The sequence below is a fragment of the Desulfosporosinus sp. FKA genome, from assembly GCF_002196785.1.
Taxonomy (GTDB): domain Bacteria; phylum Bacillota; class Desulfitobacteriia; order Desulfitobacteriales; family Desulfitobacteriaceae; genus Desulfosporosinus; species Desulfosporosinus acididurans.
The window spans coordinates 140,873-163,176 of the sequence record NZ_NAHZ01000032.1 but is presented as its reverse complement, the minus strand read 5'-3'; the positions used below and the strand labels follow the sequence as shown (position 1 = coordinate 163,176).

The following is a 22,304-nucleotide window of genomic DNA, read 5'->3' as shown; positions in this document are numbered from 1 at the left end:
AGAATGGTGACAAAAACGGTTAAATTAGTGCTCAGAGGGCGTGACCGCCTGAGATATATACGCGGTAGTCAATACCGTGAATACATATGCTTGGATGGCACCGATAAAGATACTAAAGGCCAGCCAAACAACCTGCGGCAATACTCCTGGAAGAACACTAATTCCTGGAAGCATCCAAATAACCTTGACAAGGATCTCGCCGGCGAAGATATTTCCAAATAGACGAAAGGCGAGCGTCAATGGCTTAGCCAATAAGTCAATAAGGTGAATAATCGCAAATACCGGATTAGGTTCAACAAAATGATGGAAATAATGCGCCCCTTTAGTCTTTATGCCCAGGCTTACTACCAAAATAATTGTTAATAATGCTAAAGCCATGGTAACATTAATATCTGAAGTGGGTGCAGCTGAAAAATACTCTTGACGTGCAAAAATTTCATTCAAATGGGCAAAGTCTATGTGAAAATTCTCGAAAAGGCCAAATGTTAGGTTCGGGATCACACTGACCATGTTAGAAAAGAAAACAAACATAATCAACGTCAATAAATAACCTAAGAGCGGGCGTCCTTGTTCGTAGTTCATATTATCGGATACCAGGTTCTTAACAAAGTCGACAATCCATTCCATGACATTCTGCATTTTACCAGGTTTGCCGCTTGTTAAATTACGAACCCCTATTAAGCAAAAAATTAAAATAGCAGCCATTACCAGCCAAGTATTAATTAATGTTCTTGCGTGGAAGGTCATGTTTCCCAAGTGCCATAATACGGTTTCGTCAGCCATTCTTTTCCTCCCCCCTTTCTAAATGATTTCTTTGTATTGCAACGGTGATAAAAGAAATTATCAACCCCACAGCAATCCCTAATGCTAAACCTGGAAGCCAGCCCCTTTGAAAACGTCCCACAGCGGCGACAATTAAGGTAACTACTCCTAACCGAGAAAAAAAGTTTCGGCGCATATGTCTTATTGCGTTATGTATATCAAGCTCTGAACTAATTAACGTATCACGGTAGACCCAAATGGTATAACCGAAACCGGCCCAATACCCTACTAAACTTCCCAAGAAACCTTGATAGCCTGTCACTGCAAATCCCAGTAATAAACATGCTGTTACGCCCCAGAAGGCAACGCGGCTACTTCTCATCGGCTATCCACTCTTTTAAAGTAATTATTAGATAGCTCGCTCCGAATACTAGCCCAACCAGCATCAGGCCAATAGTGAATAAGGGCTGTGTTCCCCAACGAGCATCCAGATATCGCCCCAAAAAAAATCCTCCACCGACGAGTCCTGCCAATATGGACGCAATACTTGAACCTATCGCTAGTGCCTTTTGCCATCCTTTAAGACTACTCGCCACATTCCCTCGTCCTTTGCTATGTGCTAGTAAATACTTCCGCGTAACTAATGTATAAATCCTTCTTTTTATCCTCGATAAAAGAGTATTCAAAAGATTATTTTTAAGATTATCTTTTGCTCTTTATCTTTTGCGTTATTTCCAAATCCTATTGTAACATACTATACCATAACTTTGTGCTTTTTTATACATAGTATATTTCTATTGCTGAATTCAATTTTTATTAATAATTTGCACGATTCGTTCTGCTGCATGGCCGTCTCCATACGGATTGCTTGCCATTGCCATTTTTCGGTAAGCATCATCATCACTCAACAAACGTTTAAGCTCAGATAACACACTGTCATACCCCGTACCAACAAGGGAAACTGTCCCAGCTTCCACTGCCTCAGGCCTCTCTGTAGTATCTCTGACTACTAAAACCGGCTTACCGAGAGAAGGGGCTTCCTCTTGAATCCCACCTGAATCTGTCAATATTAAATACGACCGTGCCATCAGATTTACAAATGGTTCATAATCCATTGGTTCAATAAGATAGACACGAGAGTGTTTTCCAAGGACTTCATCAACAACTTTTCGAACCTTTGGATTCTTATGAACTGGAAATACTACATATGTTTCAGGGAATAGTTCCAGCATCTTGCTTAAAGCCTGGTATATTTGCCGCATCGGTTCCCCAAGATTTTCTCGGCGATGGGTGGTAACTAAAACCATTCGCGATGTATGACCTTGTTTAAGGATGGCTTGAATTTGGGGTTCCCGGAAAAGATAATCAGCTTTTACCGTCGCCAGCAAAGCATCAATCACAGTATTACCTGTAACAAATACTTTTTCCTGCGCAACCCCTTCGCGCAGGAGATTTTCTCTTGCTCTTTCCGTAGGCGCAAAATGCAGATCTGTCAGGACTCCAGCCAGTCTGCGATTCATTTCTTCCGGATAGGGAGAATATTTATTTCCCGTACGCAATCCCGCTTCAACGTGCCCGATAGGTATTTGGGCATAGAAGGCGGCCAGAGCAGCTACAAAGGTAGTCGTTGTATCTCCGTGAACTAATACAAGATCAGGTGATTCCTGCTGGAATACTTCCCGGAGTCCATTAAGAGCGCGTGTTGTTATATCTGTCAGAGTTTGACCTTGTTTCATTAGATTAAGATCAAAATCAGGAGTTAACTTAAACAATTCCAGAACCTGATCTAACATCTCGCGATGTTGGGCTGTCACGGTGATCTGACAGTGAATTGCTTCTTGCTGCCTAAGGGCTTGGATAACAGGGGCCATTTTAATTGCCTCTGGCCGTGTACCGAACACCACCATCACTTTTTTTCGTCTGATCACAGGCTTACTCCCTTCGATTGAGTCACCTCTCACTTGATATAGAGAGGTGACCAAACAATCACAATTTCGGAATGTCTTCCTCAAAGTGAATCAACTGAAGTCCCGCTTCTTTAGCCATCTCCAGGGCCAGTTGATCCGGATAGGGATAACGATAGAACACACGTATAATCCCGACATTAATAAGCAGTTTTGTGCAGAGCACACAGGGCTGATGCGTTACATAAAGATCCGCCCCCGTTATTGCCACTCCATGCTTGGCTGCCTGTACTATAGCATTTTGTTCCGCATGCACAGCACGGCAGATCTCCTGACGCTCCCCTGAAGGAACGCCTAAGCTCTGCCGCAGACACCCAATTTGTTCACAATGTTGGAGTCCCGAAGGACTCCCATTATAGCCTGTCGTTAAGATTTGTTTGTCCTTAACAATTACAGCTCCAACTTGACGTCGCAGACAGGTAGAACGTCCGGCTGCAACATGTGCCAGCTGCATGAAATAACTATCCCAGCTAGGGCGTTTTTCCCGTTTCATCATTTTGTCCCAAACAGACGGTCCCCGGCATCACCGAGCCCCGGGATTATATAGCCATGATCGTTTAAACGCTCGTCGACGGCAGCAACAAAAATATCAACATCAGCATGTGCACTTTGTACAGCTTTTATACCTTCCGGTGCTGCAATGAGGCACATTAATTTTATATTTTTAGCTCCACGATCTTTTAAAAATGTAATAGCAGCAGAGGCCGAACCTCCTGTTGCCAGCATGGGATCGATAACAATCAGATCCCGCTCGGCAATATCGCTGGGAAGTTTGCAATAATACTCTACCGGAGAGAGAGTCTCCGGATCCCGATACAAACCCACATGTCCAACCTTAGCCGCAGGAATCAACCGCAGCATGCCGTCAACCATACCTAATCCCGCTCGAAGAATAGGAACTAACCCAACTTTTCGACCAGCAATTACTTTGGTTCTAGCCAAACCTACCGGGGTTTGAACTTCGACTTCTTGAAGGGGAAAATCCCGGGTTACCTCATAAGCCATCAACATTGCGACTTCCTCAACAAGCTCCCGAAATTCTTTAGAGCCCGTTTTTTCATCGCGAATCAAGGATAACTTATGTTGAATGAGAGGGTGGTCAAGAACTTGAAGTTTTGCCATATTATGGTCTCAACTCCTAATTTAAATTAGCGTATAAGGGATATTCAGCACATAGTGCGCTGACAATTCCCCGTGCCTTCGCTAGTTTATCAGGTTCACGGTGAGAGGTCAAGGCAAGGTCAATTGCTTCGGCGATTTGCACCATAGCCTGAGGGTTCATCCCCCGAGTAGTAACCGCAGGCGTGCCAATACGAATGCCGCTGGTGACAAAAGGACTTTCCGTTTCAAAAGGAATCGTATTTTTATTGACAGTAATACCGACTTCGTGGAGAATATGTTCGGCTTCTTTACCGGTTAGCCCTTTCGGTTTTACGTCCACAAGCATAAGGTGATTGTCCGTTCCTCCGGAAACAAGTCGGAACCCCTTTTCTACCAGGCTCTGCGCCAGTGCTTGAGCATTTTCCACGATTCGTTTTTGATACTCTTTAAATTCCGGATGCAGAGCTTCTCCAAAGGCGACTGCTTTGGCAGCAATAACATGCATCAACGGCCCTCCCTGAATCCCGGGGAAAATGGCCTTGTCAATGGCTTGGGCAAATTCTTCCTTACAGAGTATTAACCCTCCCCGCGGTCCCCTCAAGGTCTTATGCGTTGTTGAAGTTACAAAGTGAGCATAAGGTACTGGAGATGGATGAAGATCTGCCGCCACTAAACCGGCAAAATGTGCCATATCAACCATAAATAAAGCTTTTGCTTCATCGGCTATTTCTCGCATTTTAGCAAAATCAATAATTCGCGGATAAGCACTCGCCCCGGCAACGATTAATTTTGGCTTATGCTCAAGGGCCAATTTGCGTACCATTTCATAATCAATACGTTCAGTTTCCTTATCGACTCCATAAGAAACAAAGTTAAAATAAGTTCCGGAAATATTCACTTGACTGCCGTGCGTTAAATGTCCTCCATGAGATAAATTCATTCCCAGCACAGTGTCTCCAGGTTTTAACATAGCGAAATATACTGCCATATTGGCTTGAGATCCTGAATGTGGCTGAACATTGGCATGTTCGGCCCCAAAAATTTTTTTAATCCGTTCCCGAGCTAAATTTTCTACCACATCGACATATTCGCAGCCTCCATAGTAGCGTTTGCCCGGATAACCTTCGGCATATTTGTTGGTTAAAACTGAACCTTGAGCGGCTAAGACGGCTCTGCTTACAAAGTTCTCGGAAGCAATAAGTTCAATAGTCTGCCTCTGTCGATTTTCCTCTTGTTCCATTGCTGCAGCGACTTCCGGGTCCTGTGGTTTAACCCATTGATTGATATAATCCATGTTATTCGCTCCTATTCTGTAATTTGAAGATACATTTTTTCTTCTTCTCAACTCACGCTTAGATTATTCGTATCTGGCCCTTGGACCTCCGATGAGACGCGGGCGAGTCCGGGCCAAGGTAAGATGAGCTTCACCTAATTCTTTAACGTGAATCCGGACAGGAATAACGACCGGGCGCAGGTGCATACCGATGAAAGTATCTCCAACATCTATCCCGGCATGGCCTTGGATGGTCTCAACCATGACCGGTGACGTAAAGGAATCCCAAGCTTTAACAGTCATAGCACCTCCGGCATGGAGCGCAGGAAGTACCGTAACGATCTCTAAGCCATAATGTTCTGCGCAATCCTCTTCGACAACTAAAGCACGGTTAATGTGTTCGCATCCCTGAACTGCTAAATAAATTCCTTTTTGATGAACTCGATTTAACAAGGGCGGCAATAATATCTCAGCAACCTCTAAACTGCTTCCTTGCCCTATTCGATGTCCAACGACCTCACTGGTGCTGCATCCTAGAACAAGAATCTGCTGAGAACGCAGTGTCACTTGCTGAAAGAAGCCATCAAGAATTCCTTCCCACTCTTGCTTTAATTCTTGAAGTTTTTGCGAAGCATCGTTTTCCACGTACAAGGCTCCTCCTTCCACGGTCTAATATCAAACCTTCTTGCCAAGTTCAAAGTCGGTAATCAAATTTATGCGCCGTTCATGTCTTCCCCCTGAAAACTCCGTTTTCAGAAAGATATCAACGATGTCAAGCGCCAGTCCAACACCTACAACTCTTCCGCCTAAGGCTAAAACATTAGCATTATTATGTTCTCGAGCCATCCTTGCCGAAAAGGTCTCCGTGCAAACGGCAGAGCGAATTCCCGGAAGTTTATTAGCAGCTATAGATATTCCCTGTCCCGTTCCACATACAGCAATTCCTAAATCAGCTTCACCCTTTAGGATGGCATTACCTACTGCAAATCCATACATGGGATAGTCTACTGAATCTGTCGAGTGAGTTCCTACGTCGAAAACCTCATATCCTTGTGACTCTAGGTGACCGCGAATGGCCTCCTTGAGTTCGTATCCTCCATGGTCTGCTCCAAGAACAACTCTCACTTTAATTCCTCCATTTCTATCTATTCATTCAGTTCTACAAATACTTACAAAATCCCTGCAAACTATGAAAACTTGGCAATCCCAAAAAAAATAGCGACAACGTCGCTAGTGTAATCATCTTCATTTCATCTTATGCTTTGCTCTGTTTCTCAATATCCTCCGCGAGGCCTTCCTTAAGAGAGTCTAGCAGCTCCTCAATTTCTAAAGCTGTCTGACGATACTCATCAACTGAACCCATCCAAGGATCGCGAATATCTCGTCCCCGCTCTCCCCATCCGCCTAAACAGCGAATTTTAGAAGCGAATTCAGGAAAACGATATTTGAGACGTTCTTCCTGAGCTAGGGTCATTGGAATAATCCAATCTGCCTCGCTCATTAGTTCTGCGCTGATTTTCCTTGCCCGGTGATCGGAAAGATCCAATTTCTTTTCTTTAAGAACTTCTAAAGCCTGAAGGCTTGCCTTCTCACCTTCCCAAGCTTCTATTCCTGCCGAAGTGACTTGAACCTCTTTGCCCAAAATCTGCCGGGCCAGCCTTTCTGCCATCGGACTTCGGCAAGTATTGCCCGTGCAGACAAACAGCAGTTTTAACGCCATAACGACACCCCATCAGAATAACAATTTTACGCCAATTAAAAACAAAGCGATGCCACCCAATAATTCCGCCTTATCTCCCAAACGTGTACCGATTACGCGTCCTAAAAGCAGGCCCATTCCTGTCATCAATCCTGCAATAAGACCCATTGCTATAACGCTGATCAAGATATTGAAGCCAAACGTCCCTAGTGAAAAGCCTACGCTCAAAGCATCCAAGCTGACACTAGCCGCCATCACATAAAGGCTCCATCCTTTATAGGAAATGTCTACAAACAGTCTTTTCTGCCGCAAGGCTTTCTTAGCCTCAGCAAAGGAAAATTGTTCTTTCGTTGGATGGTATACTTTGTAAAATACATGCCCGCCCAAGCCTATCAAGATCAAGGCACCAATCCAACTTGCAAATTGTCCTAAAATAGCTCCTAAAGCCTGACCTAAGACCATTCCACCCAAAGGCATCAGCACATGGAAAGCAGCTACGACAACGATAAATTTCAACATTAAGCCTTTCCTAATTCCGGACAAGCCGATCGCCAGTGATAAGGAGAATGCATCTGTGCCTAAGGCAATTGCTACGGCAATAACCCACGCTAAATTCAATACCCTTCCCTCCGTTCTCCCTATGTATATGCTAAGGGAAGGGCCTCTTAGACGCGAGGTTAATACCTATATAAATTCTACCCTTTGCCCGGCTGCTTTCTGCAAGCGGTTCATAATTGCACTTCCTAAACCAGTCTCTTCTATTCCTTCTGCTAAAATCAAATCCATGCCTCTTTCATCACAAACCCGAAGTCCTTCAAACAAGCTCGCAGCAATTTCCTCGGGCCGATTTTGGGAGCCCATGACAAAAAGAAGATCCGGAAGAAGATGGTGCAAAAACGGGGCGCTTTCAAGGGTGCAAAGAATCCCAACCTTCTTTAACCGCGCATGGCCGCGTTGGATTTCCACTCCCATGCGTTGTACAACGCGTTGTGAAGAGCCCACCAATAAAATCATTTCACCCTGAGGAGCATAGTGACGATACTTCATTCCCGGCGCTTTAGGGGCTTGATTCTCTTGGGGAACATCAACCTGAACCTCTCCCAGAATTTCTTCTAATTTTTCCTTAGTGATTCCGCCTGGGCGCAAAATCGTAGGCACATTCCCGCTTAAATCAAGAACCGTCGATTCCAGCCCCACCGGACATGCTCCGGCATCAAGAATCAGGGGGATTTTTCCCTTCATATCACGCCAGACATGGCTGCCGTTAGTTGGACTGGGCTTTCCCGATTGATTGGCGCTTGGTGCCGCAATAGGAAGGCCTGTTTCTTCGATTAAACGCAGAGCAACAGGATGGCTCGGCATTCTGAGAGCTATGTTAGGCAATCCGGCCGTGACATTATCCGGTATAAGCGGCTTCTTTTTAAGTACTAACGTTAATGGTCCAGGCCAAAAATGATGAGCACATAGTTCCGCTTCAGCTGTCCAACCGTCCACATACCTGTCGGCCATAGCCCGATTACAAACATGTACGATCAGAGGGTTGTCCTGGGGTCTGCCTTTGGCGGCAAAAATTTTAGCGCAAGCAGCAGCACTCAGGGCATTAGCCCCCAAGCCATAAACCGTTTCTGTCGGAAATGCCACAAGTTCTCCTGCACGAAGCCAATTCGCCCCTTCAGATATTAATTCAGGTTCCGGAGATACTCCGTCAATATATACTCGTTTTGTCTGCACCGATGTTCACCTCGCTAAGATCACCCGGTCTCGTCCTGCCAAATCCGGGAACACTTGAGTCGCAAAACCCTTCTTTTGAAAAATACCGCAAACGGCTTCACCTTGATCCCAACCAATTTCCAATAAAATTTTCCCTTCCGGTTTTAAGAGCGTTCTCGCCTCTTCTGCCAGCCGGCGATAAAATTTCAGGCCATCTTGTCCGCCTAAAAAAGCCATGGAAGGTTCACGAAATATCTCGGGAGCACACTGAACGTAGTCTGCCATTGAAACATAGGGAGGATTAGAGATAATCCAATCCCAACATTCCCCCCTAATGGAAGCTGCAAAATCGCCCTCCCGCCAGTTCACTGAAACACCTAAGTTGCCAGCGTTCACTCGAGCCACCTCGAGAGCTTCTGAGGAAAGATCAGAGCCCACAATTTCAGCTTTTGGATAATAATAGGCCATGGAGATGGCAAGAACTCCGCTTCCCGTGCAGAGATCCGCCACCTTTATCCCTGCTCGCCCTTGCTTTTCTTCCTGGCGAACTAATTCCAGCCAAGTCTCGACTAACGTCTCACTATCTGAGCGGGGGATAAGCACTCGCTCATCGACATAAAAGGGAAGTCCCATAAACTCCTGGGATTTTAAAATATATTGAAGAGGCTCATGCTCAGAACGACGGACAATCCAATGCTTGAAAGCATTTTCTTCTTCATTGCTTAGTTCGCGATCCCGGTCAAAATACAGTTTGTCTCTTGAAACTTTGAGAACTTCAGCAAGCAGCATATCTGCATCAAAGCGGGCGTTATCAATATTCTTGTCCAGAAGCTGTGCCTCACCCCAGCGCATCCCTTCCAGTACGTTCAAAGCTAAGTTAACCTCCTGATTCAATGTCTCCTAAGCTATCTCGTTCTTTAAGCGTTCAGCTTGATCTGACGTGATTAAGGCTTGGATGATTTCTTCCATGTCTCCCGCCAGAATAGTCTCCAAACGATGGAGGGTTAGACCTATACGATGATCAGTTACTCGTCCTTGGGGAAAATTATACGTCCGTATCCGCTCACTTCGATCTCCTGTGCCAACTTGGCTTCGGCGTTCAGAAGCCTGTTCGCCCATAGCCTCTTCCTGAGCTTTTTCTAAAATACGAGCGCGTAAAACGCGCAGAGCCTTTTCCTTGTTTTTAAGTTGAGATTTCTCATCCTGACACGTTGCAATTATTCCTGTCGGTAAATGTGTAATTCTTACAGCTGATTGGGTAGTATTTACACATTGACCTCCCGGCCCGCTCGAACAAAAAATATCAATTCTCAGGTCATTGGGATTAATAGAAACTTCCACTTCCTCTGCTTCAGGCAAAACTGCAACAGTAGCCGTTGAGGTATGAATTCTCCCCCCTGATTCTGTAGTTGGAATCCGTTGAACACGATGGACACCACTTTCAAACTTCAGCTTGCTGTAAGCCCCATAACCTTCAACAATGAAAATTATTTCTTTATATCCGCCAATATCAGTGTAACTGGCACTCAGGACTTCTGTCCTCCAGCCCTGTTCCTCAGCGTAACGAGTATACATCTTATAGAGATCTCCCGCAAAAAGAGCTGCTTCTTCGCCGCCGGCTCCTCCCCGAATTTCCATAATGACATTTTTTTCATCATTAGGGTCTTTGGGCAAAAGTAAGATTTTCATAGATTCCTCAAGTTTCTGAGACCGGCTTTTCAAGTCATCCCGCTCTTGTTCGGCCATCTCCAGCATTTCAGGATCAAGCTTTTCTTGCAGAAGTTTTTCTGTTTCTTCCAGTTGATGTGTCACCTCTTGGTATTCTCGGAAAGCCGTAACAAGATTGGTCATGCCTGCTTGAGTTTTAGCATATTTTTGCCATTCTGTCTGATTGGCAATAATCTCAGGATCGCTTAGAAGCTCTGTAAGCTCATCATATTTACGTTCTATTTCATAAAGTTTCTCTAGCATTATTCACACCCCAAAAAATTAGGTTAGTTCTTGACCCGAATCCAAAACACCCTTCAAGGCAGCTAAGGCAACTTCAAGCTGCGAATCATCCGGTTCACGCGTTGTTAATTTCTGCAGCAACAAACCCGGAACAATAAGCCAGCGAAACTGTGGTGATTCCAAATGCCGTGCGGAGAATTTAAGGATCTCATAAGCAAGACCGGCTACCAACGGCATCAGTAATACACGGGATACAATACGCCACCATAAAGGATGTAAACCGACAAAGGCGAAAACAAAGATGCTCACCACAACTACGATTAACAAAAAACTTGTTCCGCAGCGCGGGTGCAGTCTGGAAAAAGAACGCGCATTTTCTACAGTTAAGTCTTTTCCTGCTTCATAAGTGAAAATTGCCTTATGCTCAGCGCCATGGTACTGGAAAACCCTCTGAACGTCCTTAAGTCGGGAAATAATCACAATGTAGATAAAAAATATCGCTAAGCGTATTGCTCCCTCTAAAAGATTTTGCCAGAGAGTCCCTGTCACTTTACTTTGAAACAAATGCGCTACCCCGGTCGGCAAACCAACAAAAAACAATAAGCCTAAACCAAAAGCCAAGCCGATGGTTAAAGCCAATTCCCAGAAGCCAAGTTCTTCGCTCTCTTTACCGTCTTCTTCTCCCAGCGAACGATTAGCCGAAAATGTTAAAGCCCGTGTCCCAACGACTAAAGAATCTATCAGTGCCACAAACCCACGAATCAAAGGCAATTTGAAAATTGATTTTTTGGCCCAAGAATGGATTTCGATACAGGTTACCTCAATCTCACCGTTAGGAAGCCTGACTGCAATAGCACTTTCCCGCGGGCCGCGCATCATAACTCCTTCTATGACGGCTTGACCGCCATATTGGACTGGTCTATCCATCCACTGCTCTCCTCACGTTTATTTTTCTTAAGGGCATAATAAATTATGCTTCGTAAAAGCGACTCGTGCCACCCTCATGATGCCAAAGTTATGCTTTCTAATAGTATAAAGAAAACTCGGCTTGTGCCGAGCTTATGCCGCGAAGAGCAGAGCTTGCGCTCTGCTCTTCCTTCAGCAACGACCGCAGGCCGTTGTTTACATCCCATATTTCTTCTTAAAGCGTTCAACCCGTCCGCCAGCATCGACAAAACGCTGTACCCCGGTGTAAAAGGGATGGCATTTCGAACAGATTTCCACTTTGATATCTTTTTTAGTACTTGCTGTATGAATAACCTCGCCGCAAGCACATGTCACTGTGGTTTGTTCGTATTTCGGGTGAATTTTTTCTTTCATGTCTTCACCTTCTTTCCCATTTGGATCGAGGCGCTTTTTTGCCGCACCCGTTGATGACACGATTCCAGTCAACTCTTACTATTTTAGCACGAAAACTATTCCAAGGTCAAGATCTTTGCAGTCTTATCTTTAATTTTAACTTAATGTTATAAAACATCAAGAGAACTAGTGGGAATTCAAGGCAGAAATTTTTTAGGATTAACAGCTTTGCCATCCATCCGAATCTCAAAATGCAGATGAGGCCCCGTTGAGTTTCCGGTGTTTCCGGAAAAAGATATGGTCTCCCCTTTCTGAACATTATCACCAGTTTTAACTAAGATTTTACTGTTATGTCCATAAAGTGTCTCGACTCCATCCTCATGCTTCACGATCACAGTCAAGCCGTAAACTCCGTACCAACCTGTCTTAATTACTTCACCCGAACCAGCTGCCTTAATAGGAGTCCCAATGGAGGCAGCAATATCCAGGCCATGATGAAAATCCCCATCAGCGCGGGGACCATATCCTGAAGTTACCGGTCCATTTGTCGGCCATATATAGGATATGTCCTTTCCCCTTGAACATTTTTTGGCACTCTTAAAATTATCCTTCAAAGTTACACTCAAGCAGTTTCCTGATGATTCAGCGGGATTCTGCTTCGTAAGTGCCGAAACTGTCGTCTGATACCTTTCGGCAAGATCCTTCATCTCCGCCTTGGATTCCAGACTGAAAACTGAATAGCAAACGATATGGTCTGTGACTGCCTGAGCATTGACAGGCGAAGCCTCCAGAAAAAAACCACTGAGACCCATGAAAAAAGCGACGCTTCCAGTAACTATGGCAATGCGCCGCTTTCCTTCATCTCGAAAACAATCCATGGAAACGGAACCACCTCGAAGCGCAATTATTTACCAGACACACCGAGGTATCTTACCCATAATTAAGATTAATTATACTGGACCATCAAGACAACCTTTCATAGCATATTGCGGCTTCTTATCAAAACGATGCCGGGCTTCAATAAAGCGAACAGTTCCTGACTTTCCTCGAATTACAACAGTATGGGTTAAGGCTCCTTTTGAAGTAAAGGTTACTCCCCGCAAAAGAGCACCTTCTGTGATTCCCGTTGCTGCAAAAAAGACATCGTCACTGCTTACTAAATCATCCATGGTCAATAACTTATTGACATCTTTAATTCCCAAAGCCTGGGCCCGGGCGACATCCACTTCATTCTCAGGCCACAAGCGCCCTTGCATTTCTCCCCCCATACAACGAAGAGCAGCTGCAGCAAGAACTCCTTCCGGTGCTCCGCCAACTCCCATCATCATATCTACTCCCGTATCTTCAAAGGCGCAAGCTACAGCAGGAGAAACATCTCCATCTGTAATAAGACGAACTCTTGCACCGCAATTACGTACTTCCTGAATCAATTTATGATGGCGGGGACGATCCAAAATCACAACGGTCATATCACAGATACTTTTTCCCAAAGCCTTCGCAACATTAGACACATTCTCCGCTACAGGTGCATCTAACTTAATTTTCCCTGCTGCTGCAGGGCCAACTGCGATTTTGTCCATGTACATATCTGGTGCATGCAATAAACAACCTTTTTTGCCAATAGCCACAACAGCAATGGCTCCTGCTATCCCTTTGGCAACAATATTTGTGCCCTCCAAAGGGTCGACGGCAACATCTAATTCCGGGCTTTCGCCATTACCCACTCGCTCTCCAATATAAAGCATAGGGGCCTCATCCATTTCCCCTTCGCCGATAACTACCGTTCCATCCATATGAATCGTGTCAAATACTGCACGCATCGCTTCAACAGCCGCGTTATCAGCAGCCTCTTTATCTCCTAATCCTACCCACCGCGCCGATGCCAGAGCCGCGGCTTCAGTTACCCGAGCAAATTCCATGGTAAGTTCACGTTCCAATTTAGAACCCCCTTCTATTTATCCTCATTATCTGTTTAGTTATTCACATCCAAGGATTGATACACGTTCAAAAACTCCCAAATATGTATCACATTTCTTCTCTTCTGTTTTATTGTGACATACTTTTAGGGGCTTTTCAACCACTACATACTAGAAGATTAAGCCTACTTTTTACAAAAATGTTGGCATCAGCCAATCCCTTCTCAGATTAGCTGATGCCAGTTAACCATTCGTAATTGAAAAAATATCGGATAAATCCCAATCATAGAGTTATGATTTTAACGTTTTCCAATCTGCCAGGAACTTATCAATCCCTGCATCCGTTAAGGGATGACGGAACAGTTGTCTCAAAACGGAGAAAGGCACCGTTGCATAATCAGCACCTAACTTGGCCGCTTCAGTAACATGAACAGGATTACGAATACTGGCGGCAATAACCTTAGCAGCAATATTATGGACTTGAAATATTTCACATAGATCAGCAACCAAGTTAAGCCCGTTTTCACCAATATCATCGAGACGACCAAGAAAAGGACTTACATAAGCAGCTCCGGCTCTCGCTGCTAATAAAGCCTGGTTTGCAGAAAAAATAAGTGTAACGTTCGTTTTAATGTTCTCCGAGCTCAGAGTTTTAACAGTTTTAAGGCCTTCCTCGGTCATAGGTATTTTCACGACAATATTAGGATGGATTCCTGCGAGATCGCGAGCTTCCCGAAGCATACCCTCGTAATCAAGGGCGATAACCTCAGCGCTGATGGGGCCATCGATAATTCCCGTAACTGTCTTAAGCAGCTCGTGAAAATCTTTTCCCTCTTTAGCCACTAAACTCGGGTTAGTGGTGAGACCGGCAATCACACCCATATCCCAAGCTTTTTTTATCTCGTCAAGATTCGCTGAATCTAAGAAAAATTGCATATCATCGCCTACTTTCCATTTAAACTTTTCCTTTGCCGCTAAAGACTTTTAGGCGCCTTATCTCATAACTGCCCAAGGAACTAGCGCCATTTTTCTTCCTCCTTATTGGTTTTCGCAAGGGGCTGACCACGTAAAGGACTGTTAATTCTCCAAGTTTTATTTTCTTCTAAATACATTGAGTTTATCCCTTCAACTTGACGAACATTATCCGTACTGTCTGCATAAATAACTCCCACAGCCTCACAGCAGTCACAATATAATTCGATTCGGTCCGGCAATAACTCAAAGGACAATTGATGATTGCCGCAAGCGCAGCCCAAATCTCCTTGCTTGGCCAGAGCATGAAGATGATCTAAAATCCGAAGCATTACCTCCGGGTTTTCAAACTCCTCTTGATAACCCAGCTCCACAGCCAATTCCCCAATGGATTTTTCGCGTTCATGACATGCCTGGGTAACTTTCTGCTTGGGACCAATATATCCTACGGAAGATTCTACGGCAGGACAGGTAAGAGGCAGGGCCTCTTTGCCCCAAATGGCACGACGATTTAACCTTAAATAATGGGTCTGCCCACAGTAAGCACAAGCATAACTGATATTGAACTGCTGACGGTTCCGGCTGGCAACAGATACTAATTGTAAGCCGCAGCCACAACGCAGATTCTTGCGTCCTTGTTGAGAAAATGCAAAGAGAGAGAGGGCATGAAATTCTAGCTCCCCGCATTGGGGACATTGAATTGCTATGGTCGTGTTTGTCGTTAGAATCATATTTCCCACCTCTTCCTACAGCTTATACTTCGTCATATAAAAAGATTTTCCTGCCATAGCTCCAATAAAAAGTGTTAGGCGAGAGTACCCATACTCCCGCCTAAAAAGTAAAAAATCAAAAATAATACCTAAGATTTAGTAAATAAAAAATAAATAATTCCTATCCAAAAAGCTCAATGTATTGACTAAACTCCATGCTGCCACTTAGATTGCCTTCAAGATTGCTCCAACACGCTCTCTCAATTCAAATAAATCGAAGGGCTTCCCCATATAACAAAGTATCCCCAAGTCCTTTGCTTGTTCCATATTTTGAATATCTCCATAGGCTGTCATCATAATGACTCCTACCTGGCGATTTAAGGCACGTATCCGTTCTAATGTTTCTAAACCGTTCATCCCAGGCATTTTCATATCCATTAAGATGAGATCAGGTCCAAAGGATTCAAACAAACGAAGGGCTTCTACTCCATTTGCAGCCATTTCAACCTCATGTTGATCCTCTCGAAAGGTCTCGAACAGCAGTCGCCTGACCCCGAGCTGATCATCGACAATAAGAATTTTAGCCACATGCTACATCCCTTTCTCGTCAAGTTTCTGTCACGGAGGAATATTCTGTATATAGCGGTAAAACTCCTTCTTTTATAACGCGTTTTGACAATATTTGTTGGCCTTGTCGATATATTCGCAGGGTTCGAGGGTTTGCCAAAGTACGGCGCAAGGGAATTTCCACTTCATCGCCTAAGGCACAGTTCAGATTTCCGATGTCCAAGACCGTCAACTGCATGCCGATTTTTCCGGCAATACGCACAGACTGACCTTTCAGCACCACCCGTTCCTGACCGAGAGTTACGCCAAATAAAGCTGCTAAATTCTTAATAATAATCTTAAGAAAGTCTATGAATCCTTGGGGCACAAAGTGAGGGGCAACTCCAAAGCCGTCTGCGTACCCAACAGGAATGACGGCTAACTGTGTCTCTGCTTTTGTCCGATAAATACTTTGATATCCCACATATGTTCCTTTAGGAACTCTGCGTAATTGCACAATTTGACTTTTTGCCGTCCAGGGGTCTTGCAGTTTAATTTTCCCGGCAAAACCTGCCCCAGGATAATGCCCCACCAATAAAGTCCCAATGCGCACGAAATTATGATGCCACTCGGGGTAATCCAAAAAGGCCGCACTGTTACAGACATGCTGCCAAAGCGGGTTAATTCCCAAGCCTTTCAGACGAGCCAAGGAATCCCGGAAGCGATTATACTGCTCGACGGTATAGCTCTTGTCTCTTTGAGCCGCCCGGGCAAAATGAGTATAGGCTCCCGCAACTTGAATATGAGGTGCTGCAAGCAACGCCTTGGCCAACGGTTCCAGCTCTGAAGGCCAAAATCCTGTTCGCCCCATACCTGTCTCTAACTTGAGATGAACCTTAACTTGCGGAAAGCCTTCCGCTTCCAGCCGTCCGCTCACTTCGTTCAAATCATTAATCCAAGAAATTTCTGAAAGAGTCAAATGTAAATCCGCTTTAACAGCCTGATACCATTCTTCTTTAGTCGTCGGCCCTAATATTAAAATAGTTCCCTTAATCCCTTGCTCCCGCAGTATCAATCCTTCTTCAGCTTTCGTAACGGCAAAGGCTTCACATCCAGCCTGTTCTAAGGCTTTCGCCACTTCCGCCGCACCCAGGCCATAAGCATCTGCTTTAACAACGGCCATACATTTTGATCCCGGTTGAAGCTGTTTGGTAATTTCACGATAATTCGCCACGACAGCATCAAGATTGACCTCAATCCAGGTTCCCGTCATGCTTTCATCTCCTCCGCGCTCGCCGCAGCTTGCCAATAATCCCTTTATATATAGCCTCTAAATAATTCCACAGGAAATAGACAAAAGGGCGATAAACTAAGTCCCATTCTCCAATAAATTCGGTATACTCATATTAAAATGGGATTTTTCACCCTGATCAATCCAGCGTGCCGTATAAGCCATCCATCAATCCCACCTTTAATCATTCTTGCCAGGGTTACCTATAGCTAATCAAAGGAGCCTCTATTACACAAAAAGAGTTCATGCAATCCCCTTTAAAGGCCTAGCAGAACTCTCCTAAGTTAAATCTTAGTTATTCCTCCAAAGAACAACCCAATCCGGCCCAAGACCAGGACGCAGTGTCACACGAGAGTGTGTCAAGGTGTGTCAAGGGGACGGTCCCCTTAACACACAAGCCGTGAGCGTGTCACGAGGACCGTCCCTCCAACACGCCGTTGTGTGACACAAGTCCCCTACTTAAGCGCCGCTCTAATAAACTCCCTAAACAGCGGATGGGCCCGATTGGGACGAGATTTAAACTCCGGATGAAACTGAGACGCCACAAACCAAGGATGATCCGGATATTCCGTTATTTCAACAAGCCGTCCATCGAGTGACGTTCCCGAAAAACGCAAGCCGGCAGCTTCCAGCTCACCGCGAAACTGATTGTTAACCTCATAACGATGACGATGCCTTTCATAAATCACCTGATCTTGATATGCCCGAAAAGCCTCACTGCCCTCGACGAGCTTAGCAGGAGATATTCCCAGACGCATTGTACCGCCCTTTTCCTCAACATCCTTTTGCTCAGGAAGAATGTCAATAACAGGATAAGCCGTATCGGTATCGAATTCCGTACTGTTGGCATTTGTCATGCCGCAAACATTGCGGGCAAACTCAATTATAGCCGTCTGCATGCCTAGGCATATTCCCAAAAATGGAATTTTCTGCTCTCGGGCATAACGGATTGCCTCAATTTTTCCCTCGATACCACGATTTCCAAAACCGCCGGGGACAAGAATGCCATTAACCCCTTCAAGATACTTTTCCGCAGATTCTTCTTCGATATTCTCTGAATTAATCCAGCGAATTTTCACCTTGGCGCCATGCTCAGTACCCGCTGAGCGCAAAGCCTCCGCTACACTCAAATAGGCATCAGGCAGCTCAACATATTTGCCTACAATGGCGATCTCAGTCTCTAACGTTGGAGATTTAATCCTTTCGACCATCTCTTTCCAAGCAGTCATATCAGCCGGAGGAGCCTTGATGCCTGAGCGGCGAAGAACAATATCATCGAGGCCCTCTTTTTGCAGCATTAAAGGTACTTCATAGATTGTTGAAGCGTCTACACAAGGAATAATTGCCTCTTGCTCTACATCACAAAGCAAGGCCAATTTTTCTTTCATTTCTTTAGAGAGTTCTTTTTCAGTCCGGCAAATTATAATTGTCGGTTGAATCCCTATGCCTCTCAGCTCTTTAACAGAGTGCTGAGTTGGCTTTGTTTTTAATTCGCCCGACATCGGTAAATAGGGGACCAGAGTAACGTGTATGTAAATCACATTCTCCAGGCCGATATCATTTTTCATCTGACGGATTGCTTCTAGGAAAGGTAAGGATTCAATATCCCCAACCGTTCCACCGATTTCAGTAATAACAAAGTCAGGATGACTTTCTCGAGCAACACGATAAACCCGTTCTTTAATTTCATTAGTGACATGGGGAATAACTTGAACGGTTCCTCCTAGATAATCACCTTTACGCTCTTTGCGCAGAACGGACCAGTAAATCTTTCCTGTAGTAACATTGCTGTTTTGCGATACCGGCACATCAATAAAGCGCTCATAATGACCTAAGTCTAAATCCGTCTCTGCTCCATCATCCGTAACAAAGACCTCACCATGTTGATAAGGGCTCATCGTTCCAGGGTCAATATTGATATAAGGGTCAAACTTCTGAATAGCCACTTTTAAGCCTCTGTTTTTCAAAAGACAACCCAGGGACGCGGCTGTAATCCCCTTACCTAATGATGATACAACACCGCCTGTTACGAAAATAAATTTTGTCATGCGCTTTACCCTTTCCTTTCAGACCTTAAATAATTGAACGTGCTCAAACACATAAATAAAGCTAGTCTGCAAATGTACTAGCTTTACTTTATCCCTCAGAAAGACCTTATTGACATGTATACACCAAAGCCATGTCACATTGTTTCTTTCTCGTATCCTATTCATCTATTTTAGCTAGCAAGCCAAAGGATGTCAAGCTGGACATCCTTTGGCAGGAGCCATTCTTACTCAATGAGAGCTTACCATTTCTCTTCGGATTGTGTCTCAGTTGTTTCTTCAAACCCTTCATCCAGTTCAAGGGGATCTTCATCTAAGACATCATATTCCAAATCCTCAGCATCAACACCCAGCTTATCATCGTCATCCACTGGAGGCTTATTCATCAACGTAATTGCAGCAGAGCGCCGCGAGGCTTTTGCCGGCTCCCAAACCTTTAGCCCCCATTCTCCCCGCCCGAGAAATGTAAAACGAGTATCAAGGTTAATCTTGGTCAGTGCCTCGGCAATCCGTACAGCCTCCTTGGATATTCCTAAATGTTGGAGGACTTGATCAATTAAATTTTGATAATGCATAGGGTTACCATGGGCTTTTAGAACCTCATAAGCAATATCTGCCTCTGTCGGTTTATTCTTTTTACTTAAAGAGTGGCTCAAAGCTCCACCGCCCTTCGTCGTTTTGAATATCACTATATTCGGTCCACCCCTAAATATTTCCTGCTAATCGCTCCTTTAAACCATAAAAATAATCTCAGAAAAAATTACATTTTTTCCGGGGCAGAAACACCTAGAATACCTAAAACATTAGCAATAATTTGTTTCACAGCACGAACCAAGCTGAGGCGGGCTCTGCGCAAGGCCTCATCCTCAACCAGCACTCTTTGGCTGTTATAGAATGTATGGAACAAGGCTGCCAAATCAAGCACATAACGGGCTAAACGGTGGGGTTCCAATAATCGAGCCGCCGTCGCAATCTCCGTTGGCAAATCCGCCATTTTTTTGAGAAGGTCTCGCTCTTCCGAAGTCGTTAATAATTTCAGGTCTTCCTCAGATGGATTGCCGACATTCCCGAGCTCTTGAGCTTGCCTTAAAATACTGGACAAACGTGCATGAGCGTATTGAACATAATACACAGGATTATCTGAGGATTGAGCCTTGGCCAAATCCATATCGAAATCCACGGTGGAATCCGGATCCCGTAGATTAAAGAAAAATCGTGCGGCATCTTTTCCGACCTCGTCCATGAGCTCCCGCAGAGTAATATACTGTCCGGAACGTTTAGACATTTTAACGACTTCGCCTCCCTGAATCAAGCGGACAAGCTGCATCAATATAATGGTTAAGTTGTCCGCATTATACCCTAAGGCAGACATCGCCCCCTTCATTCGCGCAACGTGTCCATGATGATCAGCACCCCAAACATTGATAACTTGATCAAAACCACGATCAAATTTATTGCTGTGGTAAGCAATGTCTGCCGCGAAATAGGTTGGAGTTCCATTACTCCGGACAACTACTTCGTCTTTCTCATCCCCAAACAAAGTCGATTTCAGCCAAAGCGCCCCTTCTTTTTCATAAATATAGTCTTTCTTTTGAAGGTCTTCCAAGGCTGAACGCACGGCCCCGGAATCATGAAGCGATTGTTCACTAAACCAGACATCATAGTTGACACCAAAATCCTCCAGGGTCTCCCGGATATTCCGCATCTTTTCATCAAGAGCATACCTTACTAGAAACTCCCGCCTCAAGCCGGGTTCCACGGAGAGATATTTATCTCCAACTTTAGAAATTAAACCTTTCACCGTCGTAATCAAATCTTCTCCGTGATAGCCGCCTTCCGGGAAAGGAGCGTCTTGGCCCAATTGTTGTAAATAACGAGCTTCTAAGGATAAGGCGAAGTTTTGAATTTGGTTTCCGGCATCGTTAATGTAAAACTCACGGGAAACTTCATAGCCGGCCATAGCGAGTAAGGAGGCGAGACTGTCACCAAGAGCTGCCCCGCGAGCATTACCCATGTGTAATAATCCTGTCGGGTTGGCACTCACAAACTCAACCTGAACTTTCTGGCCCTTACCCATATTGACCTGTCCGTAGCGATCCCCTGCCTGAAGTACTTCTTTTATTACACCCGTAAGCCATAATGGATTTAAACGTAAGTTAATAAAACCAGCCCCGGCAATTTCAGAGGCTTCAATCCAAGTGCCTTTTTTATCCAGATGTTGAATGAGCGTCGCAGCGATGTCCCGAGGAGAACGTTTCGCTTGTTTAGCCATAACTAAGGCTAAATTCGTGGCAAGGTCTCCGTGCTGCCGTTCCCTTGGCTCTTCTAAAACGAAGTTAGGGAGCTCCTCGAAGTTTAGTTCCCCTTTTTCTTTAGCACTGTTTGCAGCCTGTTCCAAATGACTAATTATTTCTGTTTTAATATCCTCATAGAGACTCATGAGGGTTATCCTCCTTTATGGTTACCCACAGCAAATTATGACTTACAAAATTATCATCGACAAAAAGGTCATATTCTAGACTAATACGTCCCCTCTGCGCTGTCAAGTCACTCTCAACACGTTGTGGCAAAACGCTCAGCCACAGTTTCCCGAATGGTGTAGAATACTTGCTGATGCTTCGAGCACCAACTCGAAACTCTTGCAGTAAATCGACAGAACCTTTACGATTTAACGTTACACAACCCTTTTTAGCGGTCAAAAATGTCGTTACTCCTGCAAATCCACTGACACTTTCCGGCTCTTTATAGACAACAGTGAAGGCGTTGTTCCTTTCGTAAAACGTTCCCGGCACAGACAGTTCTTGCTGATCTTCGTGGCCCTCAGAGTACTTTTGTCTGCCCAAGATTTGAACGGTCACATTCTTTTGCAAATGAGTTAACCCCTATCTATTAAAAATTATAATGCCTATTCGCGCTTACGCTAAAAAACTCCTTCATAAACGTTTAAATTCTCACTTAAATTACAAAATCCTAAATAACCTGTTCTTTTATTCTTAATATTGAAGAGCGAGAGGGGACCGTCCCTCTCGCTGATTTGTTTTTATCCAAGCGTAAGACTCCCACTTC

26 protein-coding genes and 1 pseudogene are annotated in these 22,304 nt (G+C 44.6%); all 27 read right to left on the bottom strand.

Annotated features, from left to right (window positions below):
* Positions 1-24: 24 nt before the first annotated feature.
* The gene (gene atpB / locus B5771_RS17735; RefSeq protein ID WP_088188721.1) at positions 25-783 is read right to left on the bottom strand and encodes a F0F1 ATP synthase subunit A; all 759 of its coding nucleotides are present in this window, start codon (positions 781-783) and stop codon (positions 25-27) included.
* Complete coding sequence (locus B5771_RS17730) at positions 776-1,144, bottom strand: hypothetical protein (RefSeq protein WP_088188720.1); 369 nt, start codon at positions 1,142-1,144, stop codon at positions 776-778. The genes atpB and B5771_RS17730 overlap by 8 nt, the downstream gene beginning before the upstream one ends.
* Positions 1,134-1,358 (bottom strand): AtpZ/AtpI family protein, encoded by a 225-nt coding sequence (locus tag B5771_RS17725; RefSeq protein ID WP_088188719.1) that lies wholly within the window; start codon positions 1,356-1,358, stop codon positions 1,134-1,136. Before B5771_RS17725 ends, B5771_RS17730 begins: the two co-directional genes overlap by 11 nt.
* Before the next feature lie 210 nt (positions 1,359-1,568).
* The gene (gene wecB, locus B5771_RS17720; protein ID WP_172408306.1) at positions 1,569-2,690 is read right to left on the bottom strand and encodes a UDP-N-acetylglucosamine 2-epimerase (non-hydrolyzing); all 1,122 of its coding nucleotides are present in this window, start codon (positions 2,688-2,690) and stop codon (positions 1,569-1,571) included.
* A 58-nt stretch (positions 2,691-2,748) separates the two neighbouring features.
* Positions 2,749-3,219, bottom strand: a complete 471-nt coding sequence (locus tag B5771_RS17715) for a cytidine/deoxycytidylate deaminase family protein (RefSeq protein WP_088188718.1) — start codon at positions 3,217-3,219, stop codon at positions 2,749-2,751.
* Entirely contained in the window at positions 3,219-3,848 is a 630-nt protein-coding gene (gene upp / locus B5771_RS17710; RefSeq protein ID WP_088188717.1) for a uracil phosphoribosyltransferase, read from the bottom strand. The genes B5771_RS17715 and upp overlap by 1 nt, the downstream gene beginning before the upstream one ends.
* A gap of 16 nt (positions 3,849-3,864) precedes the next feature.
* Positions 3,865-5,121: a serine hydroxymethyltransferase gene (glyA, locus tag B5771_RS17705; RefSeq protein WP_047808911.1), complete on the bottom strand. Its 1,257-nt coding sequence runs from the start codon at positions 5,119-5,121 to the stop codon at positions 3,865-3,867.
* A gap of 63 nt (positions 5,122-5,184) precedes the next feature.
* Entirely contained in the window at positions 5,185-5,745 is a 561-nt protein-coding gene (locus B5771_RS17700) for a TIGR01440 family protein (protein ID WP_088188716.1), read from the bottom strand.
* A gap of 30 nt (positions 5,746-5,775) precedes the next feature.
* Positions 5,776-6,225, bottom strand: coding sequence for a ribose 5-phosphate isomerase B (gene rpiB, locus B5771_RS17695; protein WP_088188715.1), 450 nt, complete (start codon positions 6,223-6,225; stop codon positions 5,776-5,778).
* Positions 6,226-6,355: 130 nt separating this feature from the next.
* Complete coding sequence (locus B5771_RS17690; RefSeq protein WP_088188714.1) at positions 6,356-6,820, bottom strand: low molecular weight protein arginine phosphatase; 465 nt, start codon at positions 6,818-6,820, stop codon at positions 6,356-6,358.
* A gap of 12 nt (positions 6,821-6,832) precedes the next feature.
* The gene (locus B5771_RS17685) at positions 6,833-7,417 is read right to left on the bottom strand and encodes a manganese efflux pump MntP family protein (protein ID WP_088188713.1); all 585 of its coding nucleotides are present in this window, start codon (positions 7,415-7,417) and stop codon (positions 6,833-6,835) included.
* A gap of 66 nt (positions 7,418-7,483) precedes the next feature.
* Positions 7,484-8,530: an L-threonylcarbamoyladenylate synthase gene (locus tag B5771_RS17680; RefSeq protein ID WP_088188712.1), complete on the bottom strand. Its 1,047-nt coding sequence runs from the start codon at positions 8,528-8,530 to the stop codon at positions 7,484-7,486.
* 6 nt (positions 8,531-8,536) lie between these two features.
* Positions 8,537-9,379, bottom strand: coding sequence for a peptide chain release factor N(5)-glutamine methyltransferase (gene prmC / locus B5771_RS17675; protein ID WP_088188711.1), 843 nt, complete (start codon positions 9,377-9,379; stop codon positions 8,537-8,539).
* 30 nt (positions 9,380-9,409) lie between these two features.
* Positions 9,410-10,480: a peptide chain release factor 1 gene (gene prfA / locus B5771_RS17670; protein WP_088188710.1), complete on the bottom strand. Its 1,071-nt coding sequence runs from the start codon at positions 10,478-10,480 to the stop codon at positions 9,410-9,412.
* Positions 10,481-10,498: 18 nt separating this feature from the next.
* Positions 10,499-11,386, bottom strand: coding sequence for a DUF1385 domain-containing protein (locus B5771_RS17665; RefSeq protein ID WP_088188709.1), 888 nt, complete (start codon positions 11,384-11,386; stop codon positions 10,499-10,501).
* A 195-nt stretch (positions 11,387-11,581) separates the two neighbouring features.
* Positions 11,582-11,779 (bottom strand): 50S ribosomal protein L31, encoded by a 198-nt coding sequence (gene rpmE / locus B5771_RS17660; protein ID WP_047809061.1) that lies wholly within the window; start codon positions 11,777-11,779, stop codon positions 11,582-11,584.
* Between the two features lie 176 nt (positions 11,780-11,955).
* On the bottom strand, positions 11,956-12,636 hold the full coding sequence (locus tag B5771_RS17655; protein ID WP_207652714.1) for a M23 family metallopeptidase: 681 nt from the start codon (positions 12,634-12,636) through the stop codon (positions 11,956-11,958).
* Positions 12,637-12,708: 72 nt separating this feature from the next.
* Entirely contained in the window at positions 12,709-13,695 is a 987-nt protein-coding gene (gene glpX, locus B5771_RS17650; protein WP_088188708.1) for a class II fructose-bisphosphatase, read from the bottom strand.
* 270 nt (positions 13,696-13,965) lie between these two features.
* Positions 13,966-14,610 carry a fructose-6-phosphate aldolase gene (gene fsa / locus B5771_RS17645; protein WP_088188707.1) on the bottom strand — a complete coding sequence of 215 codons (645 nt, stop codon included), beginning with the start codon at positions 14,608-14,610 and terminating at the stop codon, positions 13,966-13,968.
* Positions 14,611-14,690: 80 nt separating this feature from the next.
* On the bottom strand, positions 14,691-15,377 hold the full coding sequence (locus B5771_RS17640) for a hypothetical protein (protein WP_047808922.1): 687 nt from the start codon (positions 15,375-15,377) through the stop codon (positions 14,691-14,693).
* Positions 15,378-15,581: 204 nt separating this feature from the next.
* On the bottom strand, positions 15,582-15,944 hold the full coding sequence (locus B5771_RS17635) for a response regulator (RefSeq protein WP_088188706.1): 363 nt from the start codon (positions 15,942-15,944) through the stop codon (positions 15,582-15,584).
* A 19-nt stretch (positions 15,945-15,963) separates the two neighbouring features.
* Complete coding sequence (alr, locus tag B5771_RS17630; RefSeq protein ID WP_088188705.1) at positions 15,964-17,175, bottom strand: alanine racemase; 1,212 nt, start codon at positions 17,173-17,175, stop codon at positions 15,964-15,966.
* Between the two features lie 4 nt (positions 17,176-17,179).
* Positions 17,180-17,305, bottom strand: a pseudogene (locus B5771_RS24840) (methicillin resistance protein); the annotation flags it as partial.
* A 343-nt stretch (positions 17,306-17,648) separates the two neighbouring features.
* Positions 17,649-19,241: a CTP synthase gene (locus B5771_RS17625; protein ID WP_088188704.1), complete on the bottom strand. Its 1,593-nt coding sequence runs from the start codon at positions 19,239-19,241 to the stop codon at positions 17,649-17,651.
* Between the two features lie 239 nt (positions 19,242-19,480).
* On the bottom strand, positions 19,481-19,927 hold the full coding sequence (gene rpoE / locus B5771_RS17620; RefSeq protein ID WP_047808926.1) for a DNA-directed RNA polymerase subunit delta: 447 nt from the start codon (positions 19,925-19,927) through the stop codon (positions 19,481-19,483).
* A gap of 71 nt (positions 19,928-19,998) precedes the next feature.
* Positions 19,999-21,678, bottom strand: coding sequence for an arginine--tRNA ligase (argS, locus tag B5771_RS17615; protein WP_088188703.1), 1,680 nt, complete (start codon positions 21,676-21,678; stop codon positions 19,999-20,001).
* A complete protein-coding gene (locus tag B5771_RS17610; RefSeq protein ID WP_088188702.1) occupies positions 21,665-22,108 on the bottom strand; it encodes a DUF1934 domain-containing protein in 444 nt (147 codons plus the stop codon). Before B5771_RS17610 ends, argS begins: the two co-directional genes overlap by 14 nt.
* Positions 22,109-22,304: the final 196 nt, after the last annotated feature.

What these genes read in the sequence shown, in the direction of transcription:
- atpB (WP_088188721.1), bottom strand. Translation starts at nt 783, where the DNA reads ATGGCTGACGAAACCGTATTATGGCACTTGGGAAACATGACCTTCCAC.
- B5771_RS17730 (WP_088188720.1), bottom strand. Translation starts at nt 1,144, where the DNA reads ATGAGAAGTAGCCGCGTTGCCTTCTGGGGCGTAACAGCATGTTTATTA.
- B5771_RS17715 (WP_088188718.1), bottom strand. Translation starts at nt 3,219, where the DNA reads ATGAAACGGGAAAAACGCCCTAGCTGGGATAGTTATTTCATGCAGCTG.
- upp (WP_088188717.1), bottom strand. Translation starts at nt 3,848, where the DNA reads ATGGCAAAACTTCAAGTTCTTGACCACCCTCTCATTCAACATAAGTTA.
- glyA (WP_047808911.1), bottom strand. Translation starts at nt 5,121, where the DNA reads ATGGATTATATCAATCAATGGGTTAAACCACAGGACCCGGAAGTCGCT.
- B5771_RS17690 (WP_088188714.1), bottom strand. Translation starts at nt 6,820, where the DNA reads ATGGCGTTAAAACTGCTGTTTGTCTGCACGGGCAATACTTGCCGAAGT.
- prfA (WP_088188710.1), bottom strand. Translation starts at nt 10,480, where the DNA reads ATGCTAGAGAAACTTTATGAAATAGAACGTAAATATGATGAGCTTACA.
- B5771_RS17665 (WP_088188709.1), bottom strand. Translation starts at nt 11,386, where the DNA reads ATGGATAGACCAGTCCAATATGGCGGTCAAGCCGTCATAGAAGGAGTT.
- rpmE (WP_047809061.1), bottom strand. Translation starts at nt 11,779, where the DNA reads ATGAAAGAAAAAATTCACCCGAAATACGAACAAACCACAGTGACATGT.
- B5771_RS17655 (WP_207652714.1), bottom strand. Translation starts at nt 12,636, where the DNA reads ATGGATTGTTTTCGAGATGAAGGAAAGCGGCGCATTGCCATAGTTACT.
- fsa (WP_088188707.1), bottom strand. Translation starts at nt 14,610, where the DNA reads ATGCAATTTTTCTTAGATTCAGCGAATCTTGACGAGATAAAAAAAGCT.
- B5771_RS17640 (WP_047808922.1), bottom strand. Translation starts at nt 15,377, where the DNA reads ATGATTCTAACGACAAACACGACCATAGCAATTCAATGTCCCCAATGC.
- alr (WP_088188705.1), bottom strand. Translation starts at nt 17,175, where the DNA reads ATGACGGGAACCTGGATTGAGGTCAATCTTGATGCTGTCGTGGCGAAT.
- B5771_RS17625 (WP_088188704.1), bottom strand. Translation starts at nt 19,241, where the DNA reads ATGACAAAATTTATTTTCGTAACAGGCGGTGTTGTATCATCATTAGGT.
- argS (WP_088188703.1), bottom strand. Translation starts at nt 21,678, where the DNA reads ATGAGTCTCTATGAGGATATTAAAACAGAAATAATTAGTCATTTGGAA.